General features: G+C 71.8%; 10 protein-coding genes, 1 tRNA gene and 1 other RNA gene. 2 read left to right on the top strand and 10 right to left on the bottom strand.

The annotated features are described in order from the left end of the window. Nucleotides 1-6: 6 nt before the first annotated feature. The 10 genes from rnpB to WMI84_RS12945 all read right to left on the bottom strand — a co-directional run bounded on the left by rnpB (nucleotide 7) and on the right by WMI84_RS12945 (nucleotide 7,507). An RNA gene (gene rnpB / locus WMI84_RS12900) (RNase P RNA component class A) lies at nucleotides 7-379 on the bottom strand. Between the two features lie 120 nt (nucleotides 380-499). Further along, nucleotides 500-2,047 (bottom strand): sugar porter family MFS transporter, encoded by a 1,548-nt coding sequence (locus WMI84_RS12905; RefSeq protein ID WP_347353784.1) that lies wholly within the window; start codon nucleotides 2,045-2,047, stop codon nucleotides 500-502. Nucleotides 2,048-2,119: 72 nt separating this feature from the next. After that, nucleotides 2,120-3,298 (bottom strand): O-succinylhomoserine sulfhydrylase, encoded by a 1,179-nt coding sequence (locus WMI84_RS12910; RefSeq protein ID WP_347353767.1) that lies wholly within the window; start codon nucleotides 3,296-3,298, stop codon nucleotides 2,120-2,122. Continuing rightward, nucleotides 3,295-3,708: a rhodanese-like domain-containing protein gene (locus WMI84_RS12915; protein WP_347353769.1), complete on the bottom strand. Its 414-nt coding sequence runs from the start codon at nucleotides 3,706-3,708 to the stop codon at nucleotides 3,295-3,297. The genes WMI84_RS12910 and WMI84_RS12915 overlap by 4 nt, the downstream gene beginning before the upstream one ends. A 24-nt stretch (nucleotides 3,709-3,732) precedes the next feature. After that, complete coding sequence (locus WMI84_RS12920) at nucleotides 3,733-4,782, bottom strand: reverse transcriptase-like protein (protein WP_347353771.1); 1,050 nt, start codon at nucleotides 4,780-4,782, stop codon at nucleotides 3,733-3,735. After that, entirely contained in the window at nucleotides 4,779-5,582 is an 804-nt protein-coding gene (locus WMI84_RS12925; RefSeq protein ID WP_347353773.1) for a C4-type zinc ribbon domain-containing protein, read from the bottom strand. The genes WMI84_RS12920 and WMI84_RS12925 overlap by 4 nt, the downstream gene beginning before the upstream one ends. Next, nucleotides 5,516-6,394 carry a Nif3-like dinuclear metal center hexameric protein gene (locus WMI84_RS12930; RefSeq protein WP_347353775.1) on the bottom strand — a complete coding sequence of 293 codons (879 nt, stop codon included), beginning with the start codon at nucleotides 6,392-6,394 and terminating at the stop codon, nucleotides 5,516-5,518. Before WMI84_RS12930 ends, WMI84_RS12925 begins: the two co-directional genes overlap by 67 nt. A gap of 1 nt (nucleotide 6,395) precedes the next feature. Next, a tRNA-Val gene (locus tag WMI84_RS12935) sits at nucleotides 6,396-6,468 on the bottom strand. 123 nt (nucleotides 6,469-6,591) lie between these two features. Next, nucleotides 6,592-7,080 (bottom strand): peroxiredoxin, encoded by a 489-nt coding sequence (locus tag WMI84_RS12940; protein WP_347353777.1) that lies wholly within the window; start codon nucleotides 7,078-7,080, stop codon nucleotides 6,592-6,594. A 16-nt stretch (nucleotides 7,081-7,096) separates the two neighbouring features. Further along, nucleotides 7,097-7,507, bottom strand: coding sequence for a DUF3052 domain-containing protein (locus WMI84_RS12945; protein WP_347353779.1), 411 nt, complete (start codon nucleotides 7,505-7,507; stop codon nucleotides 7,097-7,099). Nucleotides 7,508-7,684: 177 nt separating this feature from the next. Between WMI84_RS12945 and aceE the strand changes: the two genes are divergently transcribed. Together aceE and argG are read left to right on the top strand one after the other, a co-directional pair. After that, nucleotides 7,685-10,519, top strand: a complete 2,835-nt coding sequence (gene aceE, locus WMI84_RS12950) for a pyruvate dehydrogenase (acetyl-transferring), homodimeric type (protein ID WP_347353781.1) — start codon at nucleotides 7,685-7,687, stop codon at nucleotides 10,517-10,519. Between the two features lie 147 nt (nucleotides 10,520-10,666). Continuing rightward, complete coding sequence (gene argG / locus WMI84_RS12955; protein ID WP_347353783.1) at nucleotides 10,667-12,091, top strand: argininosuccinate synthase; 1,425 nt, start codon at nucleotides 10,667-10,669, stop codon at nucleotides 12,089-12,091. Nucleotides 12,092-12,155: the final 64 nt, after the last annotated feature.

Below are 12,155 nucleotides of genomic sequence, written 5' to 3' on the forward strand. Positions count from 1 at the left end.
TGAAAGTGGATGAGTCGGCCTGTACGCCGGGTTCTGTCCCACGCCCCCGTTGCCGGTGACGCGGTGGCGGCCATCCATCTCGGCCGGCCATTGCTGACCGGCTCCAGCGCCCTACCCGCGCACTCGACCGGGCCGGTCTCGAGCGTGCGCTGTCTGGGCTTGCTCCGGGTGGGGTTTACCGAGCCGCCCCAGTCGCCTGAGGCGCTGGTGGTCTCTTACACCACCGTTTCACCCTTACCGGGCCGAAGCCCGGCGGTCTGTTCTCTGTGGCACTGTCCCGCGGGTCGCCCCGGGTGGCTGTTGGCCACCACCCTGCCCTGTGGAGCCCGGACGTTCCTCGGCAGGGCCGAGGCCCTGACGCGGCCGCCCGGCCGACTCATCCACGCCCAGCATAGGGCTATGCCGCTCAGCGCGGTGAATGTGCACGCTCAGCGCGTTGCGTGTGCACGCTCGATGCCGAATCGTGCACCGTCGTCACATGGTGCACGCCGTCCACCCCTCACCCGTGCGATGTCGGCGGGGTGGTCTCCTCCGGCCACTTCGCGCCGTTCTCCCAGTAGTAGCGGATCGCGTCCAGCCGCCGGCCGGTGGTCTCCGGCGCGTACTTCGCGACGAACGCCAGCGACAGCAGCGCGAGGATGCCGAAGATCACGAAGACGCCCACGCCGCCGGCCCTGTTCAGCAACGGCGGGAAGAGCTGGGCGACGATCCAGTTCGCGACCAGGTCGGCGGTCAGCATCGCGCTGGCGCCCATGCCGCGCAGGTGGGTCGGGAAGCTCTCGCCGGCGAAGACCCAGACCATCGCCCCGAAGCCGAAGGTGAAGCCCATCGTGAACAGCACCAGCCCGATGAAGCCCAGCGCGATCCAGCCGCTGCTCAGGTGCACGTCCGACAGGTTCGTCACACCGCCGGCGCCGATCCGGAAGACGATGATCAGCAGGATGTTGGCCAGCACCATGATCCCGATGCCGGTCATCAGGATCGGCCGGCGGCCCATCCGGTCGACCAGGCTCATCGAGATGAACACCGCTATCAGGCTGGCGAACTGGACGAGTGCGGACAACCCGAACTGCAGGGTGTAGTCGGTCGGGTTGACGCCCATCGCCTTGAAGATCTGCGGGCTGTAGTAGACGATCGCGTTGATGCCGGTGATCTGGACGAAGAAGCCCAGGACGATCACGAACACGGTCGCACGCACGTAGGGCCTGCGGAACATCGCCTTGAGCCGGTCGGTCGCGGGGGTGCCGTCGGTCAGCTCGGCGATCTCGCGGGACATCGTCTGCAGCTCCGCAGCGGAGTCGACGCCCGGGTTCATCTGCGCCAGGACGTGCGCGGCCTCGTCGCGACGGCCCTTCATCAGGTACCACGTCGCGGTGTCCGGCAACCGCCAGATCACGACCGTGATGATCGCCCCGGGGATGGCGGCGATGCCCAGCATCCACCGCCAGTTCTCGGTCGGCGCGAGCGCCATACCGAGCAGGTAACCGAGGATGACGCCGATGACCGTCGCCACCTGGTAGAGGACGAGCATCGCGCCGCGGATGTCCGGCGCCGCCGACTCGGCCAGGAACATCGGGGCCACCACGATCGCCACGCCGATCGACAGACCGAGCAGGACCCGCGCCACGGCCAGCGAGTCGACCGACCAGGCGAGTCCGGACATCAGCGAGAAGAGCGAGAACGCGACCGCGACCCCGACCATGGTCGTCTTGCGCCCGAAGCGGTTGGCCAGCCAGCCACCGGACAGCGCGCCGACGATCTCGCCGACGATCACGAAGCCGGTGACCGACCCCTGCTGGATGGGGTTGAGGTGGAAGTCCTTGGTGATGAAGTCGAGCGCGGCGCCGATGTTGGACGTGTCGTACCCGTAGAGGACACCCACGGTCGCGGCCGCGGCCGCGACCGTGATCCCGAGGCGGGAGGACCCCCGCATGCTCTGCAACAGACTCACGCCCGCTCCTTCGTCCTGAGATCCGGCTGCCTGCGATTGCTCACAATCCGTCCATACCCAGGATCGGCGGGCTGTCGAACGACCCCCGCCCGTCAGGTCAGGTTGACCGCGCCCGCCGCTGCGCGCTGTGTGGTGGCCGGCGGCGCGCTGCGCGGTGGCGCGATCCCCTCAGCCGAGCGCCTGGCTGAGGTCCTCGACGAGGTCGCGCACGTCCTCCAGACCGATCGACACGCGCACCACCCCGTCGGTGATGCCGACCGCCTGCCGGGCCTCGGGCGTCAGCCGCCGGTGGGTCGTGGTGGCCGGGTGGGTGATCAGCGACTTCGTGTCGCCGAGGTTGTTCGAGATGTCGACGATCCGCAAGGCGTTCATGAACGCGAAGGCCTCGGCCTTGCCGCCGTCGATCTCGAAGGTGATGACCGTGCCGCCGCCGAGCATCTGCCGTCGGGCCAGCTCGTGCTGCGGGTGCGACTCGAGGAAGGGGTGGACCACGCGGCGCACCCGCGGATGACCCTCGAGGAAGCGGGCCACCTCGAGCGCGGCCTCGGCCATCCGGTGCACCCGCAGGGACAACGTCTCCAGGCCCTTCACGAGGACCCAGGCGTTGAAGGGCGACATGGCCGGTCCGGTGTGGCGCATCAGGTTCTGCACCGGCCCGTCGATGAACTCGCGCGGCCCGAGCACCGCGCCGCCGAGCGTCCGCCCCTGCCCGTCGATGTGTTTCGTGGCCGAGTAGACCACGATGTCGCCACCGTGCTCGAGCGGCCTGGAGAAGACCGGCGTGCCGAAGACGTTGTCGACCACCACGGTCGCGCCGGCGGCGTGCGCGAGCTCGGCGACCGCCCGGATGTCGACCAGCTCCTGCATCGGGTTGCTCGGGGTCTCGAAGAACACCGCGGTGGTGGGCACGGACAGCGCCGCGCGCCACTGCTCGAGGTCGGGGCCGTCCACGAACACCGTCTCCACGCCGAAGCGCGGCAGGATCTCGTCGAGGATCACGAAGCAGGAGCCGAAGAGCGAGCGCGACGACACGACCCGGTCCCCCTTGCCGACGAGCGCGGCGAGGGCCACCCAGACCGCCGCCATTCCGGACGCCGTCGCGAAGGCCGCCTCGGCGCCCTCCAGACGCGCCATCCGCTCCTCGAACATGCGCACCGTCGGGTTCCCGTAGCGCGAGTAGATGAACCGGTCGGTCGGCCCGACGAAAGCCGCCTCGGCAGCCTCGGCGGTCTCGTAGACGAACCCGGACGTCAGGTAGAGCGCCTCCGCGGTCTCGTGGAACCCGCTGCGCGCCAAACCGGCCCGGACGGCGAGCGTGTCCGGGTGCCAACCCGTCCCGGGCCTCATCCCTGCACCCACGGCAGCCCTGCCACCTTCCAGCCGGACACCGTCCGGTGGTGCTCGGTGTCGTGCGGCCCCTCGAACCCGTCGAGCACGTTGTACGCCCGTCGCCACCCGGCCGCGGTCGCCACCTCGGCCGCGGCGATCGACCGCACCCCGGAGCGGCAGAGGAAGTACACGGCCGCGTCCTTCGCGATGCCCGCGTCCTGCAGCTGCTCGGCGAACCGGTCGTTGACGCGGCCCTCGGGGTAGCTGACCCATTCGATGCGGACCACCTCACGGCCGAGCGAGGTGAGGTCGGGCAGACCCACGTACGTCCACTCGGCGCTCGTGCGCACGTCGACGAGAGCGGCGGCCGGGTCGGCCCCGAGGGCCTGCCAGGTCTCGCTCGGGGTGAGGTCACCGGCGTAGCTCATGCGCCGAATATGTCACAGCCGCCGTCAGTGCAGGTGGCCCGTCCGGTTCGTGAATGCCACCGACGCGGTCCCGTCCGGCCAGACCTCGACGGCGCTCAGGCTGCCCGGCGCGGTGGCGACCGCCCAGAACCGCTCCGGCGCCAGCCCCAGCACCTCGGCCAGCACGGTCAGCACGCCCCGACGGGTGGTGACCGCCGCGACGGTGCCACCCGCTCCCACCAGGGCGAGGTATGCCGCTCGCACCCTCGCGTCCGCCCCCGCCGTGCGGCTCGTGCCGCCCCAGTCCGGCGCATCGAGCACGTCGGCACCGATCGTCCCGGCGATCCGGCCGGCCACCTGTCTCGCCAGCGGGTCGTCGCCGGTCAGCACCCGCGTGCCCGGCCCCAGCAGCTCGAGTGCCGCGGCGGCGACCTGCGCCACCCGGGACGCGTCGTCGGGCACCTGCACCAGCAGCAGTCGCAGCCCGGTGCCGGCCGACGGCCCGGGGCTCGCGCCCGGCGCCTGCTCCCCCTCCAGCCGGGGCGCCTCCCGCGCCGGTGCCGCTCCCCCCGCGGGTGCGGCTCCGGACACCGCGGCGGCCGTCTGGCCCGTGGATCCCGTACCTGTCTCCCCGCCGGCGACGCCGGGGAAGCGACGCACGCTCTCGCCGTCCATCGCCTCGTTGCTGAGGGCGTCGGCCGCCGCGTTCTGCTCCCGCGGGACCCACTGGAAGTCGACCGAGCCACCACCCGCGACGATCCGGGAGCACAGCTCCCGGGCCTGCCGGGCCAGCCGCCGCATGTCCTCGTGCTTGATCTTCCATCGCCCGGACATCTGCTCGACGACGAGCCTGGAGTCCATCCGCACCTCGACCGTGGCCGACGGGTCGAGATCGAGCGCGGCCTGCAGGCCGGCGATCAGGGCCGAGTACTCGGCCACGTTGTTGCTGGCCGTCCCGAGCGGCTCGGCCAGCTCGACGAGGACGGCACCGGTCTGCCCGTCGCGCACGAGCGCGCCGTATCCGGCCACACCCGGGTTGCCTCGGGAGCCGCCGTCCGCCTCGACGACGAGGCGACGGTGCCCCGCTGCCGTCACAAGCCGGACTCGGCGGTGCGGATCATGATCCGGCGGCACTCCTCGCAGCGCACGACCTCGTCCTCCGGCGCCCGGCGGACCCGGTCGAGCTCGACGGTCCCGAGCTCGAGCTGGCAGCCGCCGCAGCGACGTTGTGTCAGCTCGGCCGCCCCGACCCCGCCACCGGCCACGCGGATCTTCTCGTACAGGGCGACCAGGTCCGCGCCGACGCCGGCGACCAGGTCGGGCCGTCGCGTGTTGATCTGGGCGACCTCGGACTCCAGCCCGCCCAGGGCGGTGGCCTCCTCGGCGCGCAGGGCCTCGAGACGTGCCGCCACGTACGCCCGGGCGCGGTCGAGCCGGGCGACCTGGTCGGTCAGCGACTCGGACCGCTCCATGACCTCGAGCTGCAGGTCCTCGAGCTCGCCCTGGCGCCGGGCAAGGGAGACCAGCTCGTGCTGCAGGGAGGTCAGCTCCTTCGGCGACCCCTGCCCGGAGTCGAGCCGGGCCCGGTCCCGTGCCGCCCGGTCGCGCACCAGCTGGACGTCCTGCTCGGCCTTGGTCAGCTCGCGCTGGACGTCGTCGACGGCGGTGCGGGCGTTGACGAGGTCGACGTCGACGTCGCCCAGCTCCCGCTCGGCCACGGTGATCGCCGCGGTCTGCGGCAGGTGCGCCCGGGCATGGGCGATCTGGTCGAGCCGCGTGTCGAGGGCCTGCAGGTCGAGCAGGCGCCATTGGCGGGACTGGTCGGCTTTCAGGATGCACCTCCGGATGCTGGTCTGGCCTGGCCAGCGCGGTTGGCGCCGACCACGAAGCTCCACGGCTCGGTGCGAAGCGCCGACACCTTGGCCTCGACCCTAACGGGTCGTCGCTCCACGTCCGCCCCGAGCGCGTCGAGCAGGCGACGACGCGCGTCCTCGAGCCAGAGGGACTCGGTGGCCCAGTGGCCGGCGTCGACGAGGTACGGCCGCCCGCCGCGGGCCTCCTCCCGCGCCTCGAGCACGGGGTGGTGGCGCAGGTCGGCGGTCACGTAGACGTCGGCGCCGCTGGCGCGTACCGCGTCGAACTGGTCGTCGCCCGAGCCGCCGAGGACGGCCACGGTGCGGACCTGGCCGTCGGGGTCGCCGCTGACCCGGATGCCGCCGACGGCCGGGGGCAGCACCCGGCACAGCCGGTCGGCGAACTGCGCCAGTGACTCGGGTGCGGGCAGCTGCCCGACCCGCCCGGCGGCATACCCCTCGAGCTGCGCGAGCGCCCGCTGCTCGACCAGCCCGAGCGCGTCCGCGAGCACCCCGCTGACGCCGGGGTCGGAGACGTCGGCGTTGGTGTGCGCGACGTAGAGGGCGATGTCCGCCACGACGAGCCGGCTCACGCTCGCGCCCTTGGCGCTGGTGGTCGCGACGGAGTGCACGCCGCGCAGCAGGAGCGGGTGGTGGGTCACGAGCAGGTCCGCGCCCCACGCGGCGGCCTCGTCGATGACGGCGAGCGTCGGGTCGAGGGCGAACAGGACCCGCCGGACCGGCTGGTCGAGGTCGCCGGTGACCAGACCGACCCGGTCCCAGGCCGCCGCACTCGCGGGCGGGTAGAGCGCCTCCAGCTCCCCGACGACGTCACCCAGCAGCCAGCCTGTCACGTGGGCCCGGCCGGGATCGAACCGACGACACCCGCGGTGTAAACGCGGTGCTCTACCACCTGAGCTACAGGCCCTCACCGGGCCGAGCCCCAGGGGCACGACACGGCGGGAACATTCTGTCAGGTGCAGCGCCGGGTCCGGACCGTAGCGCACCGGGAGGAGCAGATGTCCGACCCTCGGCCCCCGCCGGCGGCCGCTCAGCTCGCGCGGGAGCGCAGCTCGGCCAGCGCCGCCCGGTAGGGGCCGAAGTCGCGGCGCTGCCCCATCGGGCCGACCGCACGCCAGACGACCAGGCCCTCGGCGTCGAGCAGGAAGGTGGCCCGGCCCGGCGCGCCGACCTGCTCGTCCAGCACCCCGTAGCGACGCGCCACGTCACCGTGCGGCCAGAAGTCGGCAAGCAGCGGGAAGAAGTAGCCCTCCGCGTCGGCCCACGCGCGCAGGCTGTACATCGGGTCGCACGAGATCGCCAGCACCTGGATGCCGTCGTGCTGGAAGTCCTCGAGCCCGTCGCGGATCTCGCGCAGCTCGCCCGTGCAGATCCCGGAGAAGGCGAACGGGAAGAACACGAGGGCCACGTTGGTCCGGCCGCGCAGCCCGGCGAGGGAGACCGGCCCGCCGTGGTGGTCACGCAGGGTGAAGTCCGGTGCCGGGTCACCGACGGCCGGGACGGGACGGGCGTCGCTCATGCGCCAAGTGTGCCAGTCAGCGCCGGGGGCCCTTCGGCGACATGAGCCGGCTTGCCGACCAGTTGGCGCACACGTTGACGATGCCGCCGGTCTGCAGGCCCGCTGTCGAGGCGGCCTCCTCGACCTCGCTGGCCTCGACGTGTCCGACGCGGCCGGCCTTCGGCGTCATCAGCACGACGAACCCCTGGTCGAACAGCTTGGTCAGCCCGTCGACGAGCAGGTCGCCGAGGTCCTCGTCGCCGTCCCGGTACCAGATGAGGACGCCGTCCGCACCCTCGTCGAAGTCCTCGTCCTCCAGCTCGCCCTGTACGAGCTGCTCGATCGCGAGCCGGACACCGTCGTCGACGTCGTCGTCGTAGCCGAACTCCTGGATGACCTGTCCCTGCGCGAAGCCCAGCTTGCCCAGGGGCGCCGCTCCCGCGGTCATGCCCGCGACACCATCCTTCTGATCCGTCGTCTCGTGCGCGAGGCCGGCGACCCCGCGGGGACGACGCTACCGTGCCGGGCCCACCCTGCGGGGCCTCCAGCCGGGCCCGTACCGCCGGGACCGGGGGTGCCGTCGGCCGCGCACCCCGCTGTGCCGGGGCGCCCGATCTGGTGAAGGATGGCCCCGACGCGTGACGGTCCGACCGGTCCCGCGCGTCCCGCGCGACGAGAGGACAGCGACGTGGCACCCGAAGCCGGACCGATCCTGAACGGGATCCCCAGCCAGCTGCCGGACATCGACCCCGAGGAGACGCAGGAGTGGCTCGACTCGCTCGATGCGGTCCTCGACAACAAGGGGCGCACCCGCGCGCGGTACGTCATGCTCAAGCTGCTCGAGCGGGCCCGCCAGCAGCAGGTCGGCGTCCCCTCCCTGACGGCGACCGACTACATCAACACCATCCCGCCGGAGCGCGAGCCGTGGTTCCCCGGCGACGAGGAGGTCGAGCGCGAGTTCCGCCGGCTGATCCGGTGGAACGCCGCCGTCCTCGTGCACCGGGCGCAGCGGCCCGACATCGGGGTCGGCGGGCACATCTCCTCGTACGCCTCCGCCGCGACGCTCTACGAGGTGGGCTTCAACCACTTCTTCCGGGGCAAGGACCATCCGGGGGGCGGCGACCAGGTCTTCTTCCAGGGCCACGCCTCCCCGGGCATGTACGCCCGCTCCTTCCTCGAGGGCCACCTGGGCGAGGCCGACCTCGACGGGTTCCGCCAGGAGCACAGCCACCTGGTCGACGGGACCCGCCGGGCGCTGCCCTCCTACCCGCACCCGCGTCTGCTGCCCGACTACTGGGAGTTCCCGACCGTATCGATGGGCATCGGTCCGATGAACGCCGTCCACCAGGCCCAGTTCAACCGCTACCTGCACAACCGGGGGCTGAAGGACACCAGCCAGCAGCAGGTCTGGGCCTTCCTGGGCGACGGCGAGATGGACGAGCCCGAGTCGCGCGGCGTGCTCCAGCTCGCCGCCAACGAGGAGCTGGACAACCTCACGTTCGTGGTCAACTGCAACCTGCAGCGCCTCGACGGCCCGGTGCGCGGCAACGGCAAGATCATCCAGGAGCTCGAGGCCTTCTTCCGGGGGGCCGGCTGGAACGTGATCAAGGTGATCTGGGGCCGCGGCTGGGACCCGCTGCTGGCCGCCGACCGCGACGGGGCGCTCGTGCACATCATGAACACCACCAGCGACGGCGACTACCAGACCTTCCGGGCCAACGACGGCAGGTACGTGCGCGACCACTTCTTCGGGCGGGACCCGCGCACCCTGAAGATGGTCGAGGGCTGGACCGACGACCAGGTGTGGTGGGACCTCAAACGCGGCGGCCACGACTACCGCAAGGTGTATGCCGCCTACCGGGCCGCGATGGACCACACCGGCCAGCCGACCGTCATCCTCGCCAAGACGATCAAGGGCTACAGCCTCGGCTCGCACTTCGCGGGGCGCAACGCCACCCACCAGATGAAGAAGCTGACGCTCGAGGACCTCAAGAGCTTCCGCGACTCGCTGCGCATCCCGGTCAGCGACGCCCAGCTCGAGGCGGACCCGTACCGTCCGCCCTTCTACCACCCCGGCGCCGACCACCCCGCCGTGAAGTACTCCGTCGACCGGCGCCGCGAGCTCGGCGGCACCCTGCCGCGCCGCAAGGTCTCCTTCCCGGCGCCGCACCTGCCCGGCGACGAGGCCTACCGGCAGGTCCGGAAGGGCTCGGGCCGGCAGGAGGTCGCCACCACCATGGCGTTCGTCCGGCTGCTCAAGGACCTGCTGCGCGACAAGCAGTTCGGCGACCGCGTCGTGCCGATCATCCCGGACGAGGCGCGCACCTTCGGGATCGACGCGTTCTTCCCGACCATCAAGATCTACAACCCGAGCGGGCAGAACTACACCCCCGTCGACGCCGACCTCATGCTGGCCTACCGCGAGGCGACCGACGGCCACATCCTGCACCTGGGCATCAACGAGGCGGGCTCGGTGGCGGCCTTCACCGCGGTCGGCACGTCGTACGCCACGCACGGCCTGCCGATGATCCCGGTCTACGTCTTCTACTCGATGTTCGGCTTCCAGCGCACCGGCGACGGGCTCTGGGCCGCCGCCGACCAGATGACCCGCGGCTTCCTCATCGGGGCCACGGCGGGTCGCACCACCCTGACCGGCGAGGGCCTGCAGCACGCCGACGGACACAGCCCGCTGCTCGCCTCGACCAACCCGGCCGTGGTCCACTACGACCCGGCCTACGGCTACGAGATCGCCCACATCGTGCAGGACGGCCTGCGCCGCATGTACGGCGCGGGCCAGGCCGGCGACGCGGCCAACCTCGTCTACTACCTGACCGTCTACAACGAGCCGATCGTCCAGCCCGCCGAGCCCGCCGACGTCGACGTCGAGGGCATCCTGAAGGGGATGCACAAGATCGCCGACGCGCCCACCGAGGGCTGGCAGCACGTCCCGGCCCGCGCCCAGATCCTCGCCTCCGGTGTCGGCGTGCCGTGGGCCCTCGAGGCCCAGCGGCTGCTGGCCGACGACTGGGGCGTCGCGGGCGACGTGTGGTCGGTGACCTCGTGGAACGAGCTGCGTCGCGACGGGCTCGCGTGCACCGAGCAGAACTTCCTGCGCCCGGACCAGCCCGCCCGCGAGGCCTGGGTGACCCGGTGCCTGAAGGACACCGAGGGCCCGGTCATCGCCGTCTCCGACTTCATGCGGTCGGTGCCCGACCAGATCCGCGAGTGGGTGCCCCGGACCTATGCCACGCTCGGCGCAGACGGGTTCGGCTTCTCGGACACCCGGCGCGCCGCGCGCCGGTTCTTCCACATCGACGGCCCGTCGGTCGCGGTGCGGGCGCTGCAGCTGCTCGCGCAGCAGGGCCGGATCGACCCCGACTTCCCGGCCAAGGCGGCCGACCGGTACCGCCTCGACGACGTCACCGCCGGCACGTCCGGCAACGCCGGGGGCGAGGCCTGACGGGGACCGTAGCCCGCCCCGCCGACGAGCCGACCCTGCTGCGGAGCCGGCTGGACGGCATACGGGCCGTATGCCGCTCGCGGAGCCGAGTGCGTCGGTTCCGCCCGCGATTGGATAAGTATTCGTGATCATGCATATACTTGCACGGTGTCCAAGGTACTGACCTCCATCCCTGTCGGTGAACGAGTCGGGATCGCCTTCTCCGGCGGCCTCGACACCTCCGTGGCGGTCGCGTGGATGCGCGAGAAGGGCGCGGTCCCGTGCACGTACACGGCCGACCTCGGCCAGTACGACGAGGACGACATCGACTCGGTGCCCGGCCGGGCCGGGCAGTACGGCGCCGAGATCTCGCGGCTGGTCGACTGCCGGACGGCGCTGGTCGAGGAGGGGCTGTCGGCGATCGCGTGCGGCGCGTTCCACATCCGCAGCGGCGGCAAGACCTACTTCAACACCACGCCGCTCGGCCGCGCGGTCACCGGCACGCTGCTGGTGCGGGCCATGCAGCAGGACGAGGTCTCCATCTGGGGCGACGGGTCGACCTTCAAGGGCAACGACATCGAACGGTTCTACCGCTACGGCCTGCTCGCGAACCCCCAGCTGCGCATCTACAAGCCGTGGCTCGACGCCGACTTCGTCAGCGAGCTCGGCGGGCGCAAGGAGATGTCCGAGTGGCTCACCGCGCGCGAGCTGCCCTACCGCGCCTCGACCGAGAAGGCCTACTCCACCGACGCGAACATCTGGGGCGCCACCCACGAGGCGAAGACCCTCGAGTTCCTCAGCGAGTCGATCGAGGTCGTCGAGCCCATCATGGGCGTGCGCTTCTGGGACCCCGAGGTCGCCATCGAGCCCGAGGACGTCACCGTCCGGTTCGAGCAGGGCCGGCCCGTGGCGATCAACGGGGTGCGCTACGCCGACCCGGTCGCCCTCGTGCTCGAGGCGAACCGCATCGGTGGCCGGCACGGCCTGGGCATGTCCGACCAGATCGAGAACCGGATCATCGAGGCCAAGTCCCGCGGCGTGTACGAGGCGCCCGCGCTGGCGCTGCTGCACATCACCTACGAGCGGCTGCTCAACGCCATCCACAACGAGGACACCATCGCCGGCTACCACAACGAGGGCCGCCGGCTGGGCCGGCTGCTCTACGAGGGACGCTGGCTCGACCCGCAGTCCCTCATGATCCGCGAGTCGCTGCAGCGCTGGGTCGCCTCCGCGGTCACCGGGGAGGTGACGCTGCGGCTGCGGCGCGGCGACGACTGGTCGATCATGGGCACCGACGGGCCCGCGTTCTCGTACCACCCGGAGAAGCTGTCGATGGAGCGCACCGAGGATGCCGCCTTCGGCCCCGTCGACCGGATCGGGCAGCTGACGATGCGCAACCTCGACATCGCCGACTCCCGCTCGAAGCTCGAGGGGTATGCCGCCGCCGGCCTGCTCGGGGTCCGCGCGGCCGAGCTGGTCGGCGAGCTCACCCCCGGCGGCGCAGCCGCGATCGCGGCCAACCCGGCCGCGGCCAACGTCGACGACCAGGACGACGCGCTCGACCGGGCCGCCATGGAGTTCGGCTCCGACTGATATGTGGGCTCGTTTGTCAAGTGGGCAGGGTGAAGCGGGGTCCTTCCTGGCCTGGGAGGACCCC

Source organism: Intrasporangium sp. (genome assembly GCF_039812505.1).
GTDB lineage: Bacteria > Actinomycetota > Actinomycetes > Actinomycetales > Dermatophilaceae > Intrasporangium_A.